The sequence below is a fragment of the Bacteroidales bacterium genome, from assembly GCA_023229505.1.
Lineage (GTDB): Bacteria > Bacteroidota > Bacteroidia > Bacteroidales > JAGOPY01 > JAGOPY01.
Window position 1 is genome coordinate 1 of the sequence record JALNZD010000015.1, and the last position, 24,914, is coordinate 24,914.

Consider the following 24,914-nt stretch of genomic DNA (forward strand, 5'->3'; position numbering starts at 1 on the left):
AATCAGAACAATTATTTTTAATGGCGATATTGGAACGACAATCAGAAAACTTTAACATTAACAATTTAAAGGATGTCGCATGAAAGCCACGTCAATTAAGCATTACAGAAGTGCGAAACTTGAGTTACATGATTCACACATTTGAGCGGGCGATTGTGTAGTGATGGACTTACTTTAAAAACGCATTACACTTGAAAATGTGTGAATCATGTAACTCTTTCCCGGAATTGTGTAACACTAAAGTGATTAAAGGTGTGCAACTTTGCATTGAGATAATTACATTACCATAAACAATTAAAGAAACACAATGGCAACAGTAAAAAAATTAGGCATCTGGATAGATCATTCAAGCGCTCACTTAACGGCTATTTCAGCCGATCCCTTTGAAACCAAAACCATTGAATCAAATTTTACGCATGAGGATAGGGAGCATACTCTTTCCAGGAGTGAAAATGTAATGCACAATAAGGAGCATCATCATCATTCCGAATATTACAAAAAAATAGGTGAGGTAATCAGAAATTACGATGATGTAATACTCTTTGGTCCAACTGATGCGAAAGTTGAGCTATTTAATGTTTTAAGAGAAGATCATCGTTTCGCAAAAATAAAAATTGAAATTAAACAGGCTGATAAAATGACAGAGAGCCAACAACATGCCTTTGTCAGAGAATATTTTTCAGGACGCTGATTTCAATATCACAAGATTTTGCATTCGGAATAGCAGAACTCAAACGAAACCGGAATATGGCAACCAGGCTGACCTTAATGAAATGAAAAAATTTAATCCTGTTATTAAAGTAAAAGGGTTTGCAACGGCGCAATCCATGAGGCTCAGCGATAAAACAATGGACAAAACTGCCCAGGCAAGCAACTTTTTAACAAACCTTGCCGATGTTTTTTTCTTTATAATGCAAATCATCCGGGAAACATTTTCGCGCAACTTTGAATTTAAAGAATTTTTGCGCCAATGTTTTCAAATCGGATATAAATCATTACCGCTTATTTCAATCACCGGAACCATTATGGGTTTGGTGCTTACAATTCAATCGCGCCCGGTACTTGTTGATTTCGGGGCAGTTACCCTGCTTCCCGGTATGGTGGCAATATCTCTCATCAGGGAAATGGGTCCGGTTATAACAGCACTTATATGCGCAGGAAAAATTGGTTCGGGTATGGGAGCTGAATTGGGTTCAATGAAAGTGACCGAACAAATTGATGCCATGGAAGTATCCTCCACCAATCCTATCAGATTTTTAGTTGTCACAAGAGTATTAGCAGCAACGCTTATGATACCATTATTGATTTTATATGCTGATGCACTTGGCATATTAGGCAGCTGGGCAGGCGCAAATATTAAGGGCGATGTAACATTTGTCCTGTTTTTCTCACAGGCATTCAGCCATGTTGAGTTTATTGATTTTATACCTGCTGTCATAAAATCATTTTTTTTCGGGGCAGTAATCGGATTAGTAGGATGTTATAAAGGATACAATGCCGGGCGCGGAACAGAAAGTGTAGGCATTGCTGCAAATTCTGCTGTTGTGTTAGCATCACTCCTGGTGATAATTTTAGATATGATTGCAGTACAAATTACCGATATGCTTATTTAATTTGAAAATTGAAATTAGAAATTAGAAATTAGAAATTAGAAAATTGCAGGAGCAGATTTTAGATAATGATGGAGAATAACACCAATACAACAAGTAAAGCATCATTTAATACGAAAAGTGATGAACCGGTTATCGAAATAATTAATCTTAAGAAATCATTTGGCCAGCAAGAGGTATTAAAAAATGTTTCTTTAAAGCTTTTTAATGGCGAAAACTTGGCTGTGCTTGGCAAATCCGGCACAGGTAAATCTGTTTTAATAAAATGTATTGTCGGTTTATTAAATTCTGATGGCGGAACGATCAATGTGTTTGAAAAAAATGTGACTACATTAAACAGAAAAGAATTGGGTGAATTGAGACAGAAAATAGGTTTTCTTTTTCAGAGTGGCGCATTGTATGATTCCATGACGGTAAAACAGAACTTGGAATTTCCATTGCGAAGAATAAAAAAGAATCTTACTCAAAAAGAAATTGAAGAAAAAATAAATGAGGTCTTAGAAAATGTTGGTTTGGCTGATGCATTGAATAAAATGCCCTCACAACTTTCCGGCGGCATGCGAAAACGAATAAGTTTGGCGCGCACCATTGTCGTGGACCCGATGATCATGTTATATGACGAACCCACAACAGGACTTGACCCTGTTACTTCCGATGAAATTAGTTCACTCATCATGGATGTTCAGAAAAAATATAAAACTTCTTCTATGATCATCACACATGATATTAAATGTGCCCGTAACACAGCAAACCGGATTATCATGTTAGAAGAAGGAGAAGTTTATGAGGAAGGAAAAGTAGCTTACTTTGAAAACTCAACCGACCCGTTAATTAAATCCTTCTTCAAATTAAAATAAGCAATTCAAAATTTAACATTTAAAATTCAAAATTAGCCATGGATACGCACACACAAAAATTTAAAGTACGCTTAGGGCTATTTATTGCAGGAGGATTGGCGCTTTTTGTACTTGCCATATTTATTATCGGAAAACAACAAAATTTATTTAATCCTGTTTTTAAACTTACTACAACTTTTAACAATGTAAGCGGATTACAGGTCGGAAATAATATCCGCTTATCCGGAATTAATGTAGGCACTGTTGACAACGTCATCATCATTAACGATTCAACTGTAAGGGTAGATATGTTGATCAAAGAAGATGTCAAGCAGTTTATTAAATCGGACTGTATAGTGGCAATAGGTTTAGAAGGACTTATTGGCGACCGGCTGTTAATTATTACGCACGGAACCTCTGATGCGCCTGTAGTAAAAGAAGGACAACAACTTACATCAACCGAGCCTGTTGAAACAGATGCCATCATGGCAAGTTTGCAGGTGACGGCAGGTAATGCCGAAATTATTTCGCAACAACTTGCAGAGATTATGATTACAGTAAACAGTGGAAAAGGAACACTTGGCAGGTTAATTCAGGACTCAACCATTGCAGAAAATATTAGTCAGACCATCGTGAATCTTAAAACAAGTTCCAAAGGATTAGATGAAAATATGGAAGCAGCCAAACATAATTTCCTTTTAAAAGGTTATTTTAACAAGAAAGAAGAAGCAGCCGCAAAACTTAAAAAAGAGGAACAAAAGAAAGCAGACAAACAAAAGAAAGCAGACGAAAAAGAGAAAGAGAAAGAGGAAAGACAGAAATAATTATCCAAAAGTCTGATAAGCATTAAATAGATGTTGGTAAACGGAAAAGACATAACCGTTCATGCTAATGGTAAATGCAAATGTGGTCCAAAACTATTTTCATACTTTTTTTTATCTCAATTTTAACAACTGATTTTGCATTTGGACAAAAAACTCCTGCCAAAAAAGATTCGAAGAAACTTTATGAGAATATTGAATCCTATTCCGGACGAAGCAAGTTTTCCAAGTTTATGTACCGGTTAGTTTTTAAACCGGTTGCACCCAGCTCAAAAAAAAAGAAAGTTTATAAAAAACTGATACAAAAACCCTACAGCACTTTTGAGGGGAAAATTATCAGGCATATTAATATTGTAACACTGGATCCGTTTGGCTATTCAATTGCTGACACTATTGTAACATCGCAAAACTTCATATTAAAAGCCGGAAATAAGCTGCATATAAAATCTCAGTCTGGAACAATTCGAAACCTGCTACTTATCCGGGAAAACAAACCATTCGATTCGTTGCTTGTAAAAGAATCTGAACGATTGGTACGCAAGAAGGCAAATGTACATGATGTTTCATTTTTCATTATCGCAACTTCAAAAAATTCTGACTCTGTTGATATTTTTATTCGCGAATTAGATAACTGGAGTATTATTCCTAAAGTTTCAGCTTCCTCTTCCCGCATCACTATTAATTTGATTGATAAAAATTTTTTAGGGTTCGGGCACGAATTTCGAAATATTTACTCCTGGCATCATACCACCGGAGATGATGCTTTCACTACAAATTACTTTATTCCCAACATCCGCAATACCTATATCAGCACAACACTGAATTATGGTACAGATGAGTTAAGGAATTCTATAATGAGTGTCTCAATTGACCGTCCGTTTTTTTCTCCCTTTGCGAAGTGGGCAGGAGGAGTAAAAATTACACAGCTATTTAGCAAGGATACCATTCATTTAAGCGATTCGCTATTGTTGCAAAGATTTAAATTTAACACACATGATTATTGGGCGGGTAATGCCATTCAAATATTTAAGGGTAATACGGAAAATCGTCGCACAACTAATTTTATTTCTGCAGTGCGTTTTTTACGAATCCACTATCTTGAAAAGCCAGAGGAAATGTATGATACGGTGCATCTGTATGCCAATGAAAATTTTTACCTGGCCAATATTGGCATCTCACAACGAAAATTTGTACTGGATAAATTCATTTTCAATTTTGGCAAAACAGAAGATGTACCCATTGGAAAAGTATTCGGCCTGACATGCGGCTATCAGGAAAGAAATAAGACCAGCCGTTTATATTTAGGCGCGCGTATTTCTTTCGGCAATTATTATCCTTGGGGATACCTAAGCACTAACTTCGAGTATGGATCTTTTTTCCGGGGATCACATTCAGAGCAGGGAATTTTATTGGCTGATGTAACATATTTTACAGGATTGGTAGAAATAGGAAGATGGAAATTCAGGCAATTCGTAAAATCGCAGGTTATTATTGGCATAAACAGACTCTCTTACGATAGTTTAACGCTCAATGATGGTTATGGCCTGGATGGCTTTCACAGTTCTGAATTGTCAGGTACCAGCCGCCTTTTATTTACGTTGCAAACACAATCCTATGCCCCGTGGAATTTTATCGGATTCCGGTTTGGGCCCTTTCTTAATTGTTCACTTGGCATGCTTAGCGATCCGGTAACAGGATTAAAAAACAGCAAAGTATACGCACAATTAGGGTTGGGCATTCTAATTAAAAATGACTACCTGGTTTTTAATACATTTCAGATATCCATCTCATTTTATCCCATAATTCCTGGTGTCGGGAATAATGTTTTTAAAATAAACTCATTTAAAACATCTGATTTCGGCTTCGGGGATTTTGAATTTGGAAAACCGGCAATAGTGGTGTTTCAATGAGGTAAAATAAGATGATTAAAGCTCTGAGATAATCTTGCGCAATTCTTCTTTGGTTTTGCCAAGCTTGATTTGAAGTTTTCCATACATTTCCTCTTGCTTGCCTTCTTCATACATCAGGTCATTTCACACATATTATTTGATAAATGGAAACTTGAGAACTAATGCGTTCCTGTATTTTCATTTGACTTGTAAATCATCAGCGAAAAGTTTGCCATTAGAGTTATAATTTTAATGTGTGAATGATGTAACTTATTTATAAATTTATGTAACATTTCCGGGAATTAAGCGGATTACCTTTGAAATATAATTTAAAATAAAAATTATGAACGTCAAAAGAATCTTTGGGGTGCTACTCACTGTCCTTGGAATCGGTGGGCTTATTTATGCTGCAGTATTATTTGTCAATCTCTCAGGTGGTACGCGGGATATTAAAGCGCTTGTCATTTTCGGCATACTCGGTATTATATTCTTCATTGCCGGAATTGGCCTTATACGCACAACAAAAGACGAATCATGATGTGTGAATAATGTTAATTGTTTCCGGAATATGGTAACCGGGCTGAAACTAATGAAAAATTATTCATTTATTTCATAAAGACGAAGCCTGTTTTTAAGCTCAATAATTTCATCCTGCAGGGAGAGTATTTTCTGCAACAAATGAGTGATGGTGTCAATACCTTCCAGGTTAATATCCAACTCATAATAAAGGCGAATAAATTTCTCCAATTGCTGAAGCTGGCCTGCATCGATAAACCCTGTTTCTTTAATGGTAGTAATTTCTATCAAGCCGGTTTGTTGTAATGAACTGATAAATGAAATCTCAATGTTGTGATTGGTACAGAACTCATCTACAGCTATTAAATATTCTGTTTGCATTGTTTACGTTTTGAAAATTACGATTTGGATAGTTCGGTAAATAATACTTTTTGGTTATCCGTTAAATTTGTTGGAATTTTAATCGTATAGGTTACGTATAAATCTCCAAATTGCCCTTCATTTTTATAAACAGGAAATCCTTTGCCTTTTAACTTTATTTTACTTCCATTTTGAGTTTCAGGCTTTACTTTTAGTTTTACTTTTCCGTTTAAGGTATCCATTGTGATTTCACCTCCCAGCACGGCGGTGTATAAATCTAAATCTACGGTAGAATATAAATTATTTCCCAAACGTTTGATATTGGGGTGATTAGCTATTGAAAATGAAATATATAAATCACCGTTCGGCCCGCCATTTATTCCCGGGCCTCCATGGCCTGAAATTTTAATTGTTTGTCCATTTTCAATTCCTGCAGGAATAGTAATTCTTATGCTTTTCCCGTTTACCGTTAACGTTTGTTTGTGCGTTTTATAAGCATCGATGAGGTCAAGATGTAATTCTGCATTGTAATCTTCTCCTCTGTATTTCACCTTCATTCTCCTGGCGGCACCCGCGGATCCACCAAACATGGATTCAAAAAAACTGGAAAAATCCCCTTCAGTTTGTTCCCCTGAATACCCCGGTCCACGATAATTTGACGATTGTTCCTGATATTGTTTCGCTTTTTCAAATTCTTCAGCATGTTGCCAGTCCTTTCCGTATTGATCGTATTTCTTGCGTTTATCGGGATCGCTCAATACTTCATTGGCTTCATTGATCTGCTGAAAATTCTTTTTAGCATCTCTATCATTCGGATTTAAATCGGGGTGATACTTTCTGGCCAATTTCCGGTAGGCATTTTTGATGTCCTTTGGCGTTGCCGTTTTATCAATCCCTAATATTTTATAATAGTCTACAAAGAGCATTTCTTTCACGAAATTTATATATCGTAGTCCTGATCATCAGCATTTTCCATAAGTGTAAAATCTGAAAGTTCGTCGTCTTCGTCCCCCAGGAACTGCATGTCACTGTCCGGACCAGGTTCCAGTATGTTGTAATCATCATATGATTTGTAATTTGACCGGTCATGAGAATAACCTTCGTTACGCTGGTCGTTTTGATTTCTATTCATTTTTCTAATTGTTTAATTGTGAATGAAATTTCACTAAATAAAAATAAGTTGCTTTATTACAGAAATCGTTACACAATTTTGGAAATGAATTACATCATTCACACATTTTCTTTAGTAAATAGGTAACAAACAAATGTGTAGGTTTTAATGATGCTAATTATTTTTCGCAAATTTGATCAGTGCTTCATTAAACTTGCGGGTTTCTTCCAGGAACAAGCTATGGCCGCTATTCTCAGAAGCAATAAGGTGTGAATCTGAGATTCCCGCTTTCATCTGTTCAGCAAGATCAAAAGAACATATTTTGTCTTTTTTGCCATGCAGGATCAATGTCGGAATGGTTATTTTCAGCAGATCACTTCTCAGGTCCGTATCACGCAAAGCGATTAGACATTGAGCTGTTGCATAAGAAGAAGCGCTTAAACAAATCCCATTTAACCAATTGCCGATTCCTTCATTTAATGAGGTTTCAGTAGCGGAGAATATCTTTGCGAAATTGGATAAAAGCTTTGGCCGGTCCTGGTAGTTCAATTTAATCAAGTCATCAACAGCACTTTTTGGCAGATTGTATGGGAAATCTTTGCGTCGTGTCCAAATCGGGGCTGCTGCCCCGCACAAAGCCAGCTTAGAAACATGAGTTCCATTATCCGCTGATACAAAACGAACCGCAATGGCCCCGCCCATGGAAAAGCCAACTAAAACAGCATCTTTTATATCCAGTTTACTTAAAACTTTTTTTATATCCAACGCATGTACATCGTAATTATAGGCTCCGTAAGGTTTATCGGATTTGCCAAAACCTCTTAACGTGATACCAATTACACGGAAATTTTTATTTATCAGATCGTTGTATTGGTATTCATACATTTCATCACTTAATGGCCAACCGGGTATTAAGACAATAGGTCTTCCTTCGCCCGCATCTGTAATATGAAGGCGTACATTGGGTTCTACTTCAATATATTCTGCTCTGGCCATTCCAGGCATTGTTTTATCAATTAGTTTTTCCATTGTTTTAAATATTTAATTATTGTTATTGATTGCACACCATATCTACAAATTCTTTGTTGATTTGGCGGGTGTCTCTGATTTAGCAATCTTAGCAGGAGGTACTTTACCTGAGAACATTTTAGTTAATGATTCCTCAAACGTCCAAGTATTGTATTAAGAGAAGTTTTTAACTTATCAATTGCCCCTTCTACTGCCTGTTCATGAGTATTTCCAAGATTTGTAACAGCAATTGGGCGCCTGCCTTCAAGTCGGGCTTCAAGCAAACACCGTATGTCGTTCAGCCCTTCCTTATTGCCATTTTCATCTGAAAGATGAACCTCCAACCTTGTTATATGCTGACTAAACCTGCTTAATTCTTCTGATATTAATGCGATTAACGGAGCTCTGAGTTCTTCGCTTCCGGTTATATTATTGTCGGTATTAAATTGAATTGTCATTATGGTTGAATTTATTTATTACTGAATTTTGATAGAGCTAAATTAAGCACCTGGAAGAGGATAAGTGTTACATGACTTTTGTCCGTGATAGTCTATTTTCTATAATACGTATAGAAATGCTACCAAATTTGCCTTTTCTTGTACTGTCAGATGCAATTCCTGAATGATATTGAAGTATTCCACAACATCTTCCAAAGTAAAACACCTTCCGTCATGCAAATAAGGAGGTGAGTCTTTGATGCCTCTTAAAGGGAAGGTTTTAATAGCACCATCATGCGCCATCATCATGCCATTCACCATTTCTTGTTTATAAAAACGTTCTGCCTTTAAATCGTGCATGCTGTTATCGGTATAGTAAGGTGCTGTATGACATGAAACGCACCGTCCTTTGCCGTTGAAAATTGCTTCTCCCTGTAATTCTGCCGGGGATGCTTTGGTGTTATCCAACTCGCCATATATATTGAGCTTAGGGGCTGGCGGGAAATCTAATAACGCCATAAATTCAGCCATAAAGTGAACTTGCGAACCTCGTTCGAGAATGTTAACTCCCTTTTTGGCTGCCATGCACATATCCCCATCAAAGTAGGCGGCCCGTTGTTCGAATTCGGTGAAATCTTCAACAGTTTTAAGTGCGCGTTGCGAGCCAAATAGTCTCTGAACATTTACTCCACGCAAGGTTGGTGTTTCGATCCTGTGCCTGAACTCCTGGGGTCGAATGTCCCCAACCAGATGGTTAGCACCGTTGCTGTGTCCGTTGACATGACAATCAAAACAGGTAACGCCAAGGCTGGGTCGGTCAGTTCGCCGGTCTTCTGTAGCATTAAACTGTTGTTGCGGAAACTGGGTTACTAATAAGCGCAATCCTTCGAGTTGTTTTGGATTTAAAATGCCATTGAAAATTTCGTAGTAATTATCGATGGTGATCAAACGACCCTTCGCAACATCACCCAAATCGGGTCGTGTGGTTAGATAAATGGCAGGTGTAGGATCAGGGAGAATATGCTCCGGAAGATCAAAATCCAAATCGAAGCGAATAAGCCGGGGAAGCGAATCAGTAATCATTTTGGGGAAAAGCATGCCACCTTCGGCATGATCGGCAAATGGCAGCGGTTTGTAAGGGAATAAGTCCTTCATTTTTATCTGCTCAGGAGTTAGCTTATCCAGCTCTGCCCAGCTAGTACCTTGAAGTTTGGCTGTAGGACCTACGGGTACATTTTTTCCCCCTGACATGACGATGTCAGGAGATGTTTTTTTTGAAAGATCATACCGGGCATTTAATAAAGCCATGTGTTCTTTTGTGCGATCCGCTTTTACTTTCATGCGGTCGGCCTTAATTTGGTCAAAACCTACATTCTGGTTGACAGGACCATAGCTAGAAACGACATTCGCTTGCTGAGCAAAAGATACATCAACATTGAATATTGTAATCAACGAAATGCAGAAGCAAAATAGTTTTTTCATTTGTTGGTTCATCTTTAAACAGGTTAAACATTTCTTTAAGAGATTAATATCATTCGCAGATTCTGCCTGCGTTCTGAAAGAATTTCTAAATTGGAGTAATGAAATTTTTAAGAAGACGAATTTATACATCTTTACCCGGATATGTATTACATAATTTTTAAGAAATATTACATAATTCACACATTTCCTGAATTGAAAACTCCGGTTACGGGCTTATTCGAGGAGTTTTATGAATGAAGTTTGAAATTACCTTATGATGGATTCTTATTCTTATATTGATTTTTTTAAAAAGGATAACCTATTGCAATATTCAAGATCAGGTTCTCACTTCTCCACGAAGGACTCCCAACGTTTATCTGATTTAACACCCACCTGTGATTTCCTTCCAGCCATGGCTTTCGCAGCGGTGTTGCAAGGTCGAACCGTAAAATGAAAAAGGAGACATCAATTCTTAATCCAATGCCTGCCCCTACAGCAATTTCATCAGCGAACCGGGAAAAGGAAAACGGGCCCCCTATCGTTGAAGGATTTGATTTTAACAGCCATACATTTCCAGCATCGACAAATATGGCACCTTTGAAAAAGCGATAAATTGTAAAGCGATACTCTGCGTTCATTTCCAGTTTTACTTCGCCTCCCAATTGTAAAAATCCTATGCTATCGTTATTCTGATTATAGGTGCCCGGACCAACGGAATTAATACTAAATGCGCGAATACTGTTAGGCCCGCCACTGAAAAATTGTTTGGTGTAAGGCAGGATTGAAGAGTTTCCATAAGGCCTGGCGACACCCGCAAAAACTCTCATCGCTAATTTATTTTTATCTATAAAATTGTAAAAGCCCCGGCCATCAATACTTAACCGGGCGTATTGCGAATAGATAGATCCAACCACACTTGAGGGGTTATCGGCTGATATTTTTTCCCCGGCTATGATTTTTGCCAACGAAAAAACATTCCCTGCAGCTTCAGCTGATAGTTGAAAAAAGTATTGCATCTTTTTCAAGGATACTACTTGTTCGTTATACGTATATGAATAACTTCCTCCTGCAATGAATTGCTCTTCATAACTTTTTTTAAGAAAAGGGTTTGACTCGAGTAATTCATTGAATGCGGCTGATTTATTTGCAAGAGTAGTATAGCTTATATTTATTGGATTTAATTCATGTTCTTTCCTGATATCTTTTTTCCATTTATAACCATAAATGAATTGAAATGTGCGCATGTCGAAATAACCGACTCTTTTCAAATAGGAATACGAAAGCGAAAAACGTGTTTTTGGAATGTATAAACTGTTTGTTCTTTTAATTTTAAACGGTACAAGAAAGCGTGGAAAATACAACTCAATCTGCGGATTAAATGAATAAGAATATAAATTTTTGTTTTTCCCGCTCAATTGTGCCTCGAATGATGCCGCCATACTAAGATTTAGTAATTCAGCTCCCTTAAATGCATTTCTATTCATAAAACTTGCATTCAACCTTGGCCCCGTATAATTATTTGATTTTGAAACAAGTTCCATTTCAACCCTGAATGTATGCTTCGGCATGGGTGTCATTAAAATGGTTACATCTAAAAATCCTGCTGCTGAAGTATCGCTGTCAGTAAATTTCATGCGGACGAATTTGAAATTACCCATCGTCATCAAACGGTTAAGCGTGATGTTGTGATTTTTTCTTGAATAGATTTCATTCTTTCTTAAATAAACCGATCGTGAAATTACTTTTGGCCTGATCTTCATTTCTGTTTCTTTCCCCAGAAAAAAATTACCCTGATACCTTAGCGTGTCTTTCGGCCTGTCTGCTTCTTCCTCGTCCAACGAATAATCCTGATCAATAAACACTTTATTGATGCGATACACAGTCAAAGCCTTTTCTGTAATACTGTCTTTTAAGGTAAGCCTGAATGTTACATTATGATTTACAATGGATGTATCGGCTTTAAAAAGCAAATAATCGGGATTGAAGTAGAAATACCCGTTGTTTTTCAATAAAGCATCAATTCGCATCCTTTCGCTTTTCAAGTTTTCCAGACTATAATCATCACCCGGTTTAATCAATGATTTTTTCTTTACTTTAAGGATCATCCGGTTTATACTGTCGTTGGAAACAGAATAAATAAGTTCTTTGATTGTATATGGCTTATGAATATGACTTTTGTAAATTACTTTTGCAGTATGTCGTTTTTCCATGGTTTTGAATTCAGTATAACTTTTAAAAATTCCGATATTGAAAAGCTTAGCATCAATAATAGCGGAAGTAACCGCGGGCTTAACACTGCTCATCAATACGGGAGCTTCCCCGTTTTTTTTGAGCCACTTTTTAAACTTGCTTTCAGGATTTTCGCCGGCTGCCATATACCTCCACAATTTTGGACGTAAGCCTAAAATTTTTTTATTCGGTTCGGGGCGTACTGCATTTTCGGCAGTATTTTTAATAAACCGTTTCTTCCTGTTATTAATTTTATCTGCTGATTCTAATTTTATTTCCGATCCGGCATAAAGCTTTTCACCCGGGGGCAAATGCTTTGTACCACTGCATGCTGTTAAAAGAAGGCAGATAATGATCTGAACGTATTTATTTTTAATGGATAGTGTCATTACTCTTGTTTTTCCCGGTGAATCACTTTTACTTTTTTGGGTGCTCTGAATAATTCTTTCCATTTATTGAAATCGCGCACATATGAAACACCGATTCCTGTTTCAATTATCTGGCCTTCAATAGCGCCTTCATATTGGTTATGCCTGAAACCTTTCAACCGGTAACGGCCATCTTTCGTCAATTTATACTCTATTGTAACATCGCTGGTAATATCGCTTGCCGAGTTTTGTTTTGCTTTTTCTCCCTCTACATCCACGGTACCGCCAACCTGAACGGTTAAGCGTTCGTTGAAAAGTTGCTTCTTAAGTCCTATTTCCACTTCTGTTCTTCCTTCAGCTTGTCCCGTACCATAATCATCATAGGATTGGATGTCAAAATCTAATTCAACACCGGGCACAACCTTTGAGCTAAGCTGATTTAATTGTGCTGATAAAAATTTGCCCACTGTTGAACGAACTACGGCTGATGCCCCACCATTTGCATCCGTTTGCAACGGATTCTCCTGTATAAACCGGCCCAATACCAATAAAGCAAATACCTGTTTGTTTAATGCTGAAGGATCTTCGTTTAGCATATTCAATTTTGCATTTACTGCTCCGCCTAAAATTCCTTTATCCTCAGGGGGCAATTGTATCTCGAAACTAATTTCAGGATGTAAAATTTCACCGCGCAGTTTCAGCAGAACCCAAAACGGATACTTTTGTTTATAAGCGCCTTTATCAACTTCGCTTAAGCCCGACATCTGATCAGCCACAAGATCAATGGGTGAAGCACGGACGGAATAAGTCGCATTTATGGATATTTCTGCATCCAGGGGATCACCGTTCCAAATGATCGTACTGCCGGGATTAATATCAAATTTCCTTTTTATTACTGATCGCAACGAGACGAGATAGCTGCCTTCATCCAGATTATATGCACCTGTAAGGCTCATTTTCCCGCTTCTGTCCATTGTAAAACTTAATGCAGCTTCACCTTTAACTACTAACGAATCAGTAGAAGCAGGATCCATCAATAACCGCAGCGTTGCCTGCTTATCTATTTCAATGATGGAGGAGAGGTCAAATCCTGTAAATCCTGATTTTTGTTCTACATTTTTCTCTTCTTTGTATAAAATTGAATTAAGTTTCAAAGAATCTACAAATTCCACTACATCTTCACCTTTGTCGGTGGTGAGTTTTCCTTCGGGAACTACAAATGTAAAGTTTGAACCTTTTTTCATCTTTATTTTTGCATTTACAACCGGAAGTGTCATTGGTCCATTTACATCAATCTTGCTGTCAATGATCATCCTGCCAAAGAATTCTTTGTTGTTTTTTACAGTTGTATTTAATAATATAAAGTCCTTCGTATTCACATGTAAGTCAAAAATGAAATCTTTAAACTGTTTCATTTGAACCGTGCCATCAATGATTGCGGTGTGCTTATCAGCATCTAAAAGGGTGAAAGATTTAAAATAAATTCCTTCCTTTTTTAATTGAATAGTTTCATGCCTTAATTCTAACCTGTTATTCAACACAGCAGGTTTTATAAAAGCATCATTGAAAACGAGTTCGCCTGTCATTTCAGGTGCATTGGTCGCTCCCTGAATGAATAAATTTCCTGTGAGATTTCCGGATGCTTCTGTTATTTGCCCCATCGAAAATGCTTCAACAGTTTTCATAGAAAGCGATTGAATAACAGTTTTTATGCTGATTGAATTATCGCCACCGTCAGGGATAAAATAACCATTCGCTGTCAGATTGTTATCAGTACCCGATAAATTCACATCAATATCAAATCTTGCGGCTGTTGGGTTGTCAGCTTTGACTGATAAATCTCCGATGGGAATTTCACGAACAACCAGGTTACTTATTTTAGTATCAGCAATTATACCGTACGTGTTGTTCACTCTTTTAAGCAATACATTTCCATCAACATTTCCTTTTACCAGACTGGTGTCCTTTTCAATGATCCGGGAAATGTCATCCAGCTTGAAATTCTTTATCGCAATGTTCAAATCATCATTGAACTGATCATGTGCAGAGGCGATATTAATCTGACTATTAGCATTATTAATAAAAAAGTGATGGATCAAAAACCCTTCTTTCCCGAATTCAATATAATTATCTGCGGCAATGTCCCAGCGGTTATTCATCAGATAGAAATCTTTTGGATCGAGTATAAGCTTATAATTGGCCTTATCCCTGGTAATTTTTGAACGGATCAATAACTTTTTGTTTTGATTATCAGCAATTGAAGATGCATTTGCAAATAGTGTTTTATCTGCAAGTTTTCCATCAAATAAGAATTTGTCTGATTTGATTTGTGCGTTTGAAATACTGCTGCAGGATATTTTATAGTTTAATGCAGTCGAATTCGAATTTACATCCAGAACAAAGTCTCTGATTTCAGTTGTTCCATAAACTATTTTTTTCATTGTCGCATTCAATTTCAATTCGCTTTTCTCACTATCAAAACTTCCCTGAATAATGCCCGGCTCGAACTCTTTTAGCTGAGGCAACAGAACTTGCGAAAGAACGGGGTGATTGCGAAGTTGTATTTCAAAATTAAAATTCGATGGTTCGCTTTTCTTTTTTAATTGATTGCTATCTGAGAATGGAAAATAATTGTTAATGAAATTGTTAAGCTCAGCTGAAAGGTCGGCAGGAGAAATAGTTCCGGAATATTTTACACCAATGAGGGCACTGCTGAAATTTAATTCGCTTTTGTTCGGTTCATTTATCGAAACAAATAATAAGGAATCGAGCACATATATTTTTTCGCCCTTAGCAATAATCATATTGGAGATTCCAGCCCTGCCATTCAGTTTATTTACAGCGCCGCCCTTTAAATCTGCTGCTGCAACCAAACCTATTCTTATATCATCTTTGGTAAAATTGAGTTTTTGAAGGTCGGCGCCCTGCACATTCAATAGAAATTTATATTTTTCCTGGTTTGGATTTAAATTTACAAGTCCATCAAAATCAAATACTGCATTTTCATCATTCAAATTTATCTTGCCTTCAAATTCCTGTCCACTGATATTGCCATCTACAGTGAGATTGTGATAAATATATTTATTCAGATTACAGATTGTTTGCTTATTGAATCTCCGTAAGATACCGTTGAATTGATGATCTGTATCTTATTTACCGTTATTTTTGGCAAAACACTATCTGATTTTTTATTATTTGCAATTGCCGGTTTTTTTATCAGAACATTTGCATTTAGACTTTCAATTAGCAATTCATAAATACCATAAATGGATTTCCCGAAATCAATTTCATCCATTTTTAATTTTAAACTCCCGAGTACCACAGCTACATTCATTCCTCCATATTCATCATCGTAATGAAGCCGGATGTTTTTCAGACTAGCTTTATCTATGCTGAATGTCCATTTGGATGTTGATTGAGGCTTAACTTTTGTTTGATTGGTAGTATCACTGAATGCAGTCAGCAGAAAGTTATAGTTGAAAAGAGAATCTATATCGGTGCTGTATAGATTGAGATTTACGTCTTCCAATGCGAACGAACTTATGGATATCTTATCAGAGAATAAGTCGTAAGGTGCAATATTTATTTTCGCCTTTCCAGCGTACAGTAAAGTATCCTTTTGAGCATCTTCGAGATAAAGACCCTCAATAACAACTGATTTTGGAAATGAGATACTGATATTTTTTATCTCTACACGTGTATGCGTTTTATTGCTGACAAAAGAAGTGGCATAATGTACAATCTTGTTCTGAATTCCGGGAATTTGGATAAGTGCAGCAATTATTACGACTATAAGTATAATGACTATGGCCACCCATAATACAGCTTTTAAAGTTTTTTTTAAAAATGATTGTAATTTATTCAATTAATTTGATTTTATGTTTTGTCTCTTACATAGAATTCAAATAAAATATTGTCATTTACAAAGTGCAATTCTGAAATATATACGAACTTTAATAATTCAATCAGTTCCGGAATCTTTTTCAAATCAATTGTTACTTCTTTAGTCTTTGCATCCCATTCAACAGGAATATTGTCAAGTTTCTTTTCCAGAAAGAAATGAGCGACTTTAGCCGCTATAACTGCCAGCCCATCTACTTCATAATTGATAAAAACTACATCTTCTTTTACCTCCTTTATAATCAAAACTACAGAATCAATATAAGTAGCTTTAATTTTATTCTCTTCGATGTTCTTTAAGCCAATATCAATATGATAATAATCACTTAAAAATTCCTGAATTTCTTTTATGGGTATTTCTAATCTCATAATGTTTTAATCTTTAGACATATTAAGTAAAGGTGAATTGTTTTTTTTCTTCCATACGATGAACTTCCAACCTTGTTATATGCTGACTAAGCCTGCTTAATTCTTATGACATTAAGGAAGTTGACGAAGCTCTGAGTTCTTCGCTCCCGGTTACATTTTTGTCTGTATTAAATTAAATTTTTATCAGGTTGCCGATAGCTCCTTTAGTAAAAACTGTGTAATTTCCATTTTCTTCGTTTTGTGTTGACATTAATTTACGGTCCGAATCAAAAGAAAATTCACCGGCACGGTTGTTTTCGGCATTTAATATTTTTCTGTTAATTCCAAGATCGTCTCCTAAAAGCAGCAACGCAATTTCGGTCGGGTCTCCCGTTCCATGTCCGTTCTCATAGGTTGCATCGGAACAAAGGATCATAGCTTTTGCAAGTAATTTTACATCTTCCGTGGCAGTGTTTTCCCTATCCCGATCAATAGCTATTTCGCCTTCCAGGTTGAAACAGTTTGTAACTGTCATCTTGTTTTGTGTTAAAGTACCCGTTTTGTCGGAACAGATAATATTGACAGATCCGAGTGTTTCAACGGCAGGCATTTTTTTTATTATAGCGTTTTTCTTCGACATACTTGTCACCCCGATAGCAAGGACCACTGCGACAATAGCTGCAAGACCTTCAGGTATAGCTGCTACAGCCAAAGAAACCGATAAAAGGAACATTTCTGCCAGATCTCTTCCCTGGAGCAAAGCAATGATGAAAATAATGACACAGATTCCGAGGGCAAACAATCCAAGTGTTTTTCCTAATTTATCTAACCGGATTTCCAAAGGGGTTTTAGATTTTTCTTCCGTGTTAATGATATGGGCAATTTTGCCGACTTCGGTATTCATCCCGGTTTCAACCACAACTCCAACACCTCTTCCATGAGTAACATGTGTTGACATAAAAGCAGTATTCGAACGGTCTCCCAGAGGCGTTTTGGGATCGTAGTGAATAAGTAATGCATCTTTTTCGGAAGAAACAGATTCACCGGTCAGTGCCGATTCCTCGATCTGAAGATTTGCCGACTCGATCAAACGAATATCCGCAGCAATGAACCGTCCGGCATCAAGGATAAGAATATCGCCGGGCACAACTCTCCAGGAACCAATCTCCCGGACTTCTCCATTTCTGCGGACAAGCGCCTTAGGAAATGACATTTTCTTTAGTGCGTCTATCGCTTTGCCTGCTTTCACCTCCTGAACAACGCCAAGCACAGCATTCGTAATTATTACGAGTATGATGATTATTGCATCGGTATACTCGCCCATAAACAGGGTGATAATTACTGCTACAAATAAGTTAGCAACAAGCGGAAAAAAGACAACGACACGACAGACATTTCACTGCAACTAGACAAATAAAGACAGAAAATAAAATAAGCCGACACTCAAGCCAACCCAAAAGTTTAAATTTTTACCCCACCGCACTTTTTCGCCAAAGGCGTTTTGCTATCCCACATTGCAGCACATTTGCAAGCCCCCACAAGCCAACGCTCAAACCAAAGGCTTGCAAAAGAGCTGCAATTTTGCCAACGCTCCTAATTGGCACATTTTGCAAATAATATTTTAGTTTAATTAATTTATAATGTCGAAGGAATTAAAATAATATCTATTTTTGCATCATAATAAACTAGGGGTGCCTTACTTTCAGGCTGAGATCATACCCTTTATACCTGATCAGGATAATACCTGCGTAGGGAAGTAAAGAAAAATCAATTGCTGAAAGTTTTAATTCCCAATGTTTATTCAAGTTTAATACTTAATAAACAAAAAAATGGAACAAATCGTATCAGCAGGAGTTATCGATTCCTATTTTAGAAAACTTAAAGAAAATTTATCGGTAGATGTCGCAATTGCAGGGGGCGGTCCTTCAGGACTAGTCGCTTCGTATTATCTTGCGGGAAAAGGTTTAAAAGTCGCTTTGTTTGAACGCAAGCTCGCGCCCGGTGGCGGAATGTGGGGAGGGGCAATGATGTTCAACGAAATTGTTGTGCAAAAAGAGGCTTTGCATATACTCGATGAATTTAAAATTGACTATAACCATTACGATACGGATTATTACACCTTGGATTCTGTGCATGCAACATCTGCTTTGATTTACCACGCAACTAAAGCCGGTGTGCGGATGTTCAATTGCACTTCAATTGAAGATGTTGTTTTTCAAAATAACAGGGTAAGCGGTATTGTTGTCAACTGGGCGCCTGTTCATCGCGAACACATGCATGTTGACCCGCTTGTTATAATGGCAAAGGCTGTAATTGATGGTACCGGTCACGATTGCGATATTGCCCGAACGCTTGAAAGAAAAAACAACATTAAATTAAATACCGAAACAGGAAAAGTAATGGGCGAACGCTCCCTATCTGTTGAAGAAGCAGAGCGTACTACTATTGAAAATACTAAAGAAATTTATCCGGGATTATTTGTGTCAGGAATGGCTGCAAATGGCGTGAGCGGTGGATTTAGAATGGGACCTATTTTCGGAGGGATGTTACTTTCCGGTAAAAAAGTTGCTGAATTAATTTCTTCGCAATTACAAAAAAAATAGTATATGGAAGATTTTGGCTTATATATTATTTTAACCAAGCCTTTTTTACCGTACACAACCATTGCAGAAAAATGTGTTGCTCATGGTATAAAAATGTTGCAGTTACGCGAAAAAAATCTTCCCGATAGGGAATTGATAAAGATTGGAAAAGAAATCCGCAATATTACTAAAGGCACTGGAACGAAACTGGTAATTAACGACAGACCTGATATTGCAGCAATATGCGAAGCTGATTTTTTGCATCTTGGGCAGGATGATATTTCAATAAATGATGCAAGGAAAATTGTGGGAGATATGAAGATTGGATTATCTACACATTCTATCGAACAAGCTAAAGAAGCTTTGAAAAATAATCCATCTTATATTGGATTCGGTCCTGTATATCCTACAAATGCAAAAGCAATACCCGACAAGCCCGTAGGCACCGAACAATTAAAACAAGTACTTGGTTTTGCCAATATACCTGTAGTCGCTATCGGCGGTATTTTCCCTGAAAATATAAAACATGTTATTGATGCAGGGGCAAAAAATATTGTCATGGTAAGGTATTTTATGCAAACCGGCGAGTTCAACAAAAGAGTCAATGAAATTAAAAAATTATTTTAAAAGACAGAAAAAAATGAATACTCAAATACAAAAAGCCCGTGAGGGAATTGTTACACAAGAAATTATTGATGTAGCAAAACAAGAAAATGTTAATCCCGATTGGGTTCGCAATGAAATAGCAATAGGAAGAATTGTAATTCCGAAAAACATAAATCATGATTTTCCTGTTCGCGGTATTGGTAAGGGATTACGCACAAAAATTAATGCTAATATAGGCACATCGGAAAAACATTGTGATCTGGTTGAAGAATTAGAAAAAATGAAAATTGCCATAAAACATGGAGCCGATGCAATAATGGATCTCTCTACCGGTGGAAATCTCAGGATAATATTGCAGCGTATTTTAAAAGAATCGTCTGTCATGGTTGGTACTGTCCCGATTTATAATGTTGCCACACGTTTGCTGTCGGAAGGGAAAAATATATCTCAACTTGATCCTGAAGATTTATTTAATGAAATTGAGATGCAAGCCAGAATGGGCGTAGATTTTATGACATTGCACTGTGGCGTTACAAGATCATCGCTCTCCTATTTAAAAAACGATGAAAGGGTTTGCGGTATTGTTAGCAGGGGTGGCGCAATATTGAAACGATGGATAACAAATAATAATAAAGAAAACCCATTATACGAGCAATATGATAGGATTCTTGATATTTGTGGAAAATACGATGTTACTATCAGTCTTGGCGATGGAATTCGTCCGGGTTGTGGGGCAGATGCGACCGACAGGGGGCAGATTGCGGAGCTACTGGTTCTTGGCGAACTGGTTGATCGTGCAAGGGAAAAAGGAGTACAGGTAATGGTAGAGGGACCAGGACATATGCCACTTGACCAAATAGAAATGAATGTAAAAATCATGAAACGACTTTGCCATGAAGCTCCTTTCTATGTATTAGGTCCTTTAACTACCGATTCGGCTCCGGGATACGACCATATTGTTGGAGCTATTGGCGGAACTGTTGCTGCAATTCATGGTGCAGATTTTTTATGCTATGTAACACCCGCAGAGCATCTGTGTTTGCCAACAGTAAATGATGTAAAGGATGGTGTAATTGCAAGCAGGATAGCTGCACAAAGCGCCGATATTGTAAAAAACACAAACGGTGCACGCGAGAGAGATTATATCATTTCAAAAGCGCGCCGCGACTTGGACTGGGAAACAATTTTTAATAATGCCATTGACCCTGAAATAGCGCGTAAAAGAAAAAACGAATCCGAAAGCAGTAATGAAAATCATTGTACAATGTGTGGAAATTTGTGTGCCGTGAAAAACGATAAAAATATGTAATGAACTATTTTTTAACTATAGCTGCTTCTGATAATAGCGGTGGTGCTGGCATTCAGCAAGATATTAAAGTAGCTCACGATTTAGACTACTGGGCTCTTTCTGCCGTTAGTGGCATTACTGTGCAGAACTTTAAAAAAGTTTTTGAAATAGAAGCTGTAAAACCTTATCTGTTGCAATCCCAAATTGAACAATGCTTAATTTCATTTCCTGTTCAGGCAATAAAAATCGGGGCTATTTGCAACATTGAAAATTTAAAAGTGATTGCCGGTTGTTTGAAAAGTTATTCCGCAATACATGTTGTGCTAGATACTGTGTTGTTTTCAACAAGCGGGAAAACATTTTTGGATACTTCTGCTTTAAATACCCTGAAAGAGATATTATTCCCATTAACGGAAATAGTTACTCCTAATAAACTGGAGTTTGAAATTCTTACTAACCGAAATATCAATAATATTGACGAGGCGATTGAAATTGCAAAGGATAAATGTTTGGAATGGGAAACATCTATTTTAATTAAAGGAGGGCATTTTAATGATCCCATGATAACAGAAGCATTAATAACAAATACTCATGTTAATAAATTTAAAAGAGAAAGGAAAAATTATAATTACCAGCATGGAACAGGATGTACTCTTTCTACTGCACTTGCATGTTATTTAGGTCGAAAAACATCTATATCCAATGCGTATTCTTTAGCTACAGAATACCTCATTAAGCATTATGATTCATTGCAAATTAAAATGTCCTGATTTATCTCGATTTTGGTTGTAAATTATATTTACATATGGCAGCCCCAACACTCAAGCTGACGCTTCTGCTGCCAAAAGAGATAAATTTTACCTGCTCACATAAGTCATGGTTAATTTTTTGTTCAAAACAATTTCAATAAAAACATTGTTGAATGAAAAATAGTTATTTTATTTGCGATTCAATTTGTTCTTTGATTATTATTTATTAATTGTGAATTAGGTCCTGCTTTAGGGACTAAAAGGGAACCGTGTGAAAATCACGGGCTGACGCGCAACTGTAACTCTGCTCCAATAACATCGGAGAAGTATTTTCGGCAAAATAAAAACCACTGTCCGCCAACTGGCGGATGGGAAGGTAGCCGAAAATCAGAGAAGCCAGGACATCTGCCTGATTCATTTGATTGCTTTCGCGAATTGGAGCAAAATCAAATAGATGAATTTATTTAGAAGACACCAAAAAGTACTTCTCAAATTTTTCCCTTTCATTAGTTTGTTTCTTTTCGTTTGTAAGCATGCTGTATTAATCAAAAGATTGATGCTCATGATTCTATTTATTAACATTGAAAAAGTAACAAACAATGAAAAAAAGGAAAAAACACCAGTCCATTGTTTTAATTGCAGGCTGCGCGATGATTCTGTCTGCAACAACAGTATATGGACAACAACAAGACACCACAAAAGTTGTGTCATTAGATGAAGTAATAGTTACTGCAACACGTAGCGAGAAAAATATCAACGACATTGGCAGGAGTATTACTGTTATTACTTCAAACGATATCAAAAATTCCGGTGCAAGCACCGTTTCGGAACTGCTCAACCGAGAAGAAGGATTTTATATTGTTGGTGCACAACAAAATCCGGGAAGTTTAAATAGTATATTCACACGTGGAGCTAACAGCAACCATACCGTCATTATGATTGACGGTGTTCGAATTACCGACCCTTCTTCAACAGATAACTCCATTAACCTGTCAGAACTATCGCTGGCTGACATAGAGCGAATAGAAATTGTTCGCGGTTCACATAGCACACTTTACGGTTCATCTGCAATTGGCGGAGTGATAAATATCATCACCGGCAAAAATAATAAAACCCCCGGTATTCATGTTGATGCTGATGTAAAAGGTGGCGTTTTCGGTAATACTGGTTCAATCATTTCGGAAAATGTATTGTTAAATTACACGCACAAAAGCGGGCTGTATGTAAATGCGGAGATGTTCAATAACATTAGTAAAGGGTTTAATTCTACATTAGATACCATTACCAATCCAAATGCTTATAAACATCCTGACATGAGCGATGGCTTTAAAAAGACTGATATTATTGGGAGAATCGGGTATAAAACTAAAAATTTAGATTTGTATGCAGGATATAAAAAAGTTTTCCAGAATTTAGATATTGACGATGGCGCTTTCAAAGACGATGAAAATTACACGATAAATTTTAAAAGAAATTTAATTACTTATGGCGCATCATACAAATTCAATGATAAATATTCGATTAGGTTCAATGGAGGAGTGAGTGATATGGTTCGAAAGGCAATTGACGATTCATCAAAAATTGATGCTTCAGGAACTACCGATAAATCCTATTTCAGGGGCAAATACTCCGGTACGCTTGGCAATAATGAATTACAATTTAACTATAACATAAAAGGATTACAAATAGTCGCCGGCGGTGGTTTAAGTAAAGAAACTATGTCTGCCGAAACGTACTATTTCTCTGATCAATGGGGCGTTTATGAATCGAAATCAAACCTTGATTCATTAAATATCAATACAACAACATCTAATGGTTTTCTTCATGCCGATTTAGATGGTGAATTGTTTAATGAATCATTCAAACCATTCTCACTTGGTCTGGGTGCCCGATTTGTTAATCATAATGTGTTTGGTTCAACTTTAACTTATGAAGTCAATCCCTCAATCAAAATAAATGAGAACACCTTGCTTTATCTTTCATACTCCACCGGGTTTAACGCCCCATCGCTTTATCAGTTGTATTCGCCTGAAAAAGATTTTACATCAGGAATTACACGAGGAAATAAAACATTAAAACCGGAAGAATCCCGCACATGGGAAATCGGTATAAAACAAAAAGTAAACGATAACCTTTGGTGGAGTGCCTGCTACTTCAATACTGTTGTTGAGAATGTTGTGGACTACGTTTACCTTTGGAATAAAAATCAGGAAATAGATTCACTTTCGTACCTTGATTATTTGGGAGATACTTACATCAACCTCGGCAAGCAAACTAATAGAGGAATTGAATTTTCTATTCGTTCAAAAATATCGGATAAGCTAATAGTCTCAGGCAATTTCAGTTTGGTTAACGGAAAACTGGAATACAATCCTGAAAATATTGATATAGCGCACACACAAGGAAATCATATTCAATTATTCTCAAATGGAGCATTCATTTCCAAAGAAACAGAAAGCATCGGGTTGGTTCGCAGGCCAAATACGGCAAACATCAATCTGACATATATACCAGTCAAAAAACTTGCTTTACGGGTTGATGTAAAATATGTAGGAGCAAGAAATGATATCTGTTATAACGCTTCACTTGGTCCGTATGGAGCATTGGGAACAGTTGGTGTGGAAGATTACACCTTACTCGACTTTTCCACAAAATATGAAATCAAAAAAGGTCTCTCTGCAATGATTCGTGTGGAAAACATTTTAAATACAAAATATTATGAAATTAGAGGATATGCCACGCGTGGCAGAGGAGTTTATGGTGGCATAAGGTATTCTTTTTGAAAATAAGAAAAG

General features: G+C 36.8%; 22 protein-coding genes and 2 riboswitches. Of the genes, 11 read left to right on the forward strand and 11 right to left on the reverse strand.

Features of this window, described 5'->3' with window-relative positions:
- Nucleotides 1-307 precede the first annotated feature (307 nt).
- The 6 genes from M0Q51_07010 to M0Q51_07035 all read left to right on the forward strand — a co-directional run bounded on the left by M0Q51_07010 (nt 308) and on the right by M0Q51_07035 (nt 5,694).
- Nucleotides 308-691 (forward strand): hypothetical protein, encoded by a 384-nt coding sequence (locus tag M0Q51_07010; protein ID MCK9399732.1) that lies wholly within the window; start codon nt 308-310, stop codon nt 689-691.
- 82 nt (nt 692-773) lie between these two features.
- Nucleotides 774-1,613 carry an ABC transporter permease gene (locus tag M0Q51_07015; GenBank protein ID MCK9399733.1) on the forward strand — a complete coding sequence of 280 codons (840 nt, stop codon included), beginning with the start codon at nt 774-776 and terminating at the stop codon, nt 1,611-1,613.
- 65 nt (nt 1,614-1,678) lie between these two features.
- Nucleotides 1,679-2,467 carry an ATP-binding cassette domain-containing protein gene (locus M0Q51_07020; GenBank protein ID MCK9399734.1) on the forward strand — a complete coding sequence of 263 codons (789 nt, stop codon included), beginning with the start codon at nt 1,679-1,681 and terminating at the stop codon, nt 2,465-2,467.
- Nucleotides 2,468-2,505: 38 nt separating this feature from the next.
- Nucleotides 2,506-3,270, forward strand: coding sequence for an MlaD family protein (locus M0Q51_07025; GenBank protein MCK9399735.1), 765 nt, complete (start codon nt 2,506-2,508; stop codon nt 3,268-3,270).
- A 230-nt stretch (nt 3,271-3,500) separates the two neighbouring features.
- The gene (locus tag M0Q51_07030; GenBank protein ID MCK9399736.1) at nt 3,501-5,177 is read left to right on the forward strand and encodes a hypothetical protein; all 1,677 of its coding nucleotides are present in this window, start codon (nt 3,501-3,503) and stop codon (nt 5,175-5,177) included.
- A gap of 322 nt (nt 5,178-5,499) precedes the next feature.
- Nucleotides 5,500-5,694 (forward strand): hypothetical protein, encoded by a 195-nt coding sequence (locus tag M0Q51_07035; GenBank protein ID MCK9399737.1) that lies wholly within the window; start codon nt 5,500-5,502, stop codon nt 5,692-5,694.
- 59 nt (nt 5,695-5,753) lie between these two features.
- Here M0Q51_07035 and M0Q51_07040 read toward each other — a convergent pair whose 3' ends face one another.
- The 11 genes from M0Q51_07040 to M0Q51_07090 all read right to left on the reverse strand — a co-directional run bounded on the left by M0Q51_07040 (nt 5,754) and on the right by M0Q51_07090 (nt 18,218).
- On the reverse strand, nt 5,754-6,053 hold the full coding sequence (locus tag M0Q51_07040) for a chaperone modulator CbpM (GenBank protein MCK9399738.1): 300 nt from the start codon (nt 6,051-6,053) through the stop codon (nt 5,754-5,756).
- A 17-nt stretch (nt 6,054-6,070) separates the two neighbouring features.
- Nucleotides 6,071-6,958, reverse strand: coding sequence for a J domain-containing protein (locus tag M0Q51_07045; protein ID MCK9399739.1), 888 nt, complete (start codon nt 6,956-6,958; stop codon nt 6,071-6,073).
- A 14-nt stretch (nt 6,959-6,972) separates the two neighbouring features.
- Nucleotides 6,973-7,164: a hypothetical protein gene (locus M0Q51_07050; protein ID MCK9399740.1), complete on the reverse strand. Its 192-nt coding sequence runs from the start codon at nt 7,162-7,164 to the stop codon at nt 6,973-6,975.
- 153 nt (nt 7,165-7,317) lie between these two features.
- Nucleotides 7,318-8,172, reverse strand: coding sequence for an alpha/beta hydrolase (locus tag M0Q51_07055; protein MCK9399741.1), 855 nt, complete (start codon nt 8,170-8,172; stop codon nt 7,318-7,320).
- Between the two features lie 122 nt (nt 8,173-8,294).
- Nucleotides 8,295-8,609 (reverse strand): HPF/RaiA family ribosome-associated protein, encoded by a 315-nt coding sequence (locus M0Q51_07060; protein ID MCK9399742.1) that lies wholly within the window; start codon nt 8,607-8,609, stop codon nt 8,295-8,297.
- Nucleotides 8,610-8,708: 99 nt separating this feature from the next.
- Nucleotides 8,709-10,082 carry a hypothetical protein gene (locus M0Q51_07065; protein ID MCK9399743.1) on the reverse strand — a complete coding sequence of 458 codons (1,374 nt, stop codon included), beginning with the start codon at nt 10,080-10,082 and terminating at the stop codon, nt 8,709-8,711.
- A gap of 272 nt (nt 10,083-10,354) precedes the next feature.
- Nucleotides 10,355-12,667 carry a BamA/TamA family outer membrane protein gene (locus M0Q51_07070; GenBank protein ID MCK9399744.1) on the reverse strand — a complete coding sequence of 771 codons (2,313 nt, stop codon included), beginning with the start codon at nt 12,665-12,667 and terminating at the stop codon, nt 10,355-10,357.
- Nucleotides 12,667-15,660, reverse strand: a complete 2,994-nt coding sequence (locus M0Q51_07075; protein ID MCK9399745.1) for a translocation/assembly module TamB — start codon at nt 15,658-15,660, stop codon at nt 12,667-12,669. The genes M0Q51_07070 and M0Q51_07075 overlap by 1 nt, the downstream gene beginning before the upstream one ends.
- Nucleotides 15,661-15,731: 71 nt before the next feature.
- Complete coding sequence (locus tag M0Q51_07080; GenBank protein MCK9399746.1) at nt 15,732-16,511, reverse strand: AsmA family protein; 780 nt, start codon at nt 16,509-16,511, stop codon at nt 15,732-15,734.
- 11 nt (nt 16,512-16,522) lie between these two features.
- Nucleotides 16,523-16,915, reverse strand: coding sequence for a hypothetical protein (locus M0Q51_07085; protein ID MCK9399747.1), 393 nt, complete (start codon nt 16,913-16,915; stop codon nt 16,523-16,525).
- A 172-nt stretch (nt 16,916-17,087) separates the two neighbouring features.
- Nucleotides 17,088-18,218 (reverse strand): HAD-IC family P-type ATPase, encoded by a 1,131-nt coding sequence (locus tag M0Q51_07090; protein MCK9399748.1) that lies wholly within the window; start codon nt 18,216-18,218, stop codon nt 17,088-17,090.
- A 353-nt stretch (nt 18,219-18,571) separates the two neighbouring features.
- Nucleotides 18,572-18,666: riboswitch (TPP riboswitch) on the forward strand.
- A 57-nt stretch (nt 18,667-18,723) separates the two neighbouring features.
- Here M0Q51_07090 and M0Q51_07095 point away from each other — a divergent pair.
- The 5 genes from M0Q51_07095 to M0Q51_07115 all read left to right on the forward strand — a co-directional run bounded on the left by M0Q51_07095 (nt 18,724) and on the right by M0Q51_07115 (nt 24,902).
- Complete coding sequence (locus M0Q51_07095; protein ID MCK9399749.1) at nt 18,724-19,497, forward strand: sulfide-dependent adenosine diphosphate thiazole synthase; 774 nt, start codon at nt 18,724-18,726, stop codon at nt 19,495-19,497.
- 3 nt (nt 19,498-19,500) lie between these two features.
- Nucleotides 19,501-20,103 (forward strand): thiamine phosphate synthase, encoded by a 603-nt coding sequence (thiE, locus tag M0Q51_07100; protein MCK9399750.1) that lies wholly within the window; start codon nt 19,501-19,503, stop codon nt 20,101-20,103.
- Complete coding sequence (gene thiC, locus M0Q51_07105) at nt 20,081-21,391, forward strand: phosphomethylpyrimidine synthase ThiC (GenBank protein MCK9399751.1); 1,311 nt, start codon at nt 20,081-20,083, stop codon at nt 21,389-21,391. The genes thiE and thiC overlap by 23 nt, the downstream gene beginning before the upstream one ends.
- Complete coding sequence (locus M0Q51_07110; GenBank protein MCK9399752.1) at nt 21,391-22,140, forward strand: hydroxymethylpyrimidine/phosphomethylpyrimidine kinase; 750 nt, start codon at nt 21,391-21,393, stop codon at nt 22,138-22,140. Before thiC ends, M0Q51_07110 begins: the two co-directional genes overlap by 1 nt.
- A 201-nt stretch (nt 22,141-22,341) precedes the next feature.
- A riboswitch (cobalamin riboswitch) is annotated at nt 22,342-22,547 on the forward strand.
- 171 nt (nt 22,548-22,718) lie between these two features.
- Nucleotides 22,719-24,902 carry a TonB-dependent receptor gene (locus M0Q51_07115; protein MCK9399753.1) on the forward strand — a complete coding sequence of 728 codons (2,184 nt, stop codon included), beginning with the start codon at nt 22,719-22,721 and terminating at the stop codon, nt 24,900-24,902.
- Nucleotides 24,903-24,914 lie beyond the last annotated feature (12 nt).

What these genes read in the sequence shown, in the direction of transcription:
- M0Q51_07090 (MCK9399748.1), bottom strand. Translation starts at nt 18,218, where the DNA reads ATGGGCGAGTATACCGATGCAATAATCATCATACTCGTAATAATTACG.
- M0Q51_07035 (MCK9399737.1), top strand. Translation starts at nt 5,500, where the DNA reads ATGAACGTCAAAAGAATCTTTGGGGTGCTACTCACTGTCCTTGGAATC.
- thiE (MCK9399750.1), top strand. Translation starts at nt 19,501, where the DNA reads ATGGAAGATTTTGGCTTATATATTATTTTAACCAAGCCTTTTTTACCG.
- M0Q51_07050 (MCK9399740.1), bottom strand. Translation starts at nt 7,164, where the DNA reads ATGAATAGAAATCAAAACGACCAGCGTAACGAAGGTTATTCTCATGAC.
- M0Q51_07040 (MCK9399738.1), bottom strand. Translation starts at nt 6,053, where the DNA reads ATGCAAACAGAATATTTAATAGCTGTAGATGAGTTCTGTACCAATCAC.
- M0Q51_07020 (MCK9399734.1), top strand. Translation starts at nt 1,679, where the DNA reads ATGATGGAGAATAACACCAATACAACAAGTAAAGCATCATTTAATACG.
- M0Q51_07025 (MCK9399735.1), top strand. Translation starts at nt 2,506, where the DNA reads ATGGATACGCACACACAAAAATTTAAAGTACGCTTAGGGCTATTTATT.
- M0Q51_07030 (MCK9399736.1), top strand. Translation starts at nt 3,501, where the DNA reads ATGTACCGGTTAGTTTTTAAACCGGTTGCACCCAGCTCAAAAAAAAAG.
- thiC (MCK9399751.1), top strand. Translation starts at nt 20,081, where the DNA reads ATGAAATTAAAAAATTATTTTAAAAGACAGAAAAAAATGAATACTCAA.
- M0Q51_07095 (MCK9399749.1), top strand. Translation starts at nt 18,724, where the DNA reads ATGGAACAAATCGTATCAGCAGGAGTTATCGATTCCTATTTTAGAAAA.
- M0Q51_07010 (MCK9399732.1), top strand. Translation starts at nt 308, where the DNA reads ATGGCAACAGTAAAAAAATTAGGCATCTGGATAGATCATTCAAGCGCT.
- M0Q51_07015 (MCK9399733.1), top strand. Translation starts at nt 774, where the DNA reads ATGAAAAAATTTAATCCTGTTATTAAAGTAAAAGGGTTTGCAACGGCG.
- M0Q51_07065 (MCK9399743.1), bottom strand. Translation starts at nt 10,082, where the DNA reads ATGAACCAACAAATGAAAAAACTATTTTGCTTCTGCATTTCGTTGATT.
- M0Q51_07060 (MCK9399742.1), bottom strand. Translation starts at nt 8,609, where the DNA reads ATGACAATTCAATTTAATACCGACAATAATATAACCGGAAGCGAAGAA.
- M0Q51_07085 (MCK9399747.1), bottom strand. Translation starts at nt 16,915, where the DNA reads ATGAGATTAGAAATACCCATAAAAGAAATTCAGGAATTTTTAAGTGAT.
- M0Q51_07115 (MCK9399753.1), top strand. Translation starts at nt 22,719, where the DNA reads ATGAAAAAAAGGAAAAAACACCAGTCCATTGTTTTAATTGCAGGCTGC.
- M0Q51_07055 (MCK9399741.1), bottom strand. Translation starts at nt 8,172, where the DNA reads ATGGAAAAACTAATTGATAAAACAATGCCTGGAATGGCCAGAGCAGAA.
- M0Q51_07110 (MCK9399752.1), top strand. Translation starts at nt 21,391, where the DNA reads ATGAACTATTTTTTAACTATAGCTGCTTCTGATAATAGCGGTGGTGCT.
- M0Q51_07045 (MCK9399739.1), bottom strand. Translation starts at nt 6,958, where the DNA reads ATGCTCTTTGTAGACTATTATAAAATATTAGGGATTGATAAAACGGCA.
- M0Q51_07070 (MCK9399744.1), bottom strand. Translation starts at nt 12,667, where the DNA reads ATGACACTATCCATTAAAAATAAATACGTTCAGATCATTATCTGCCTT.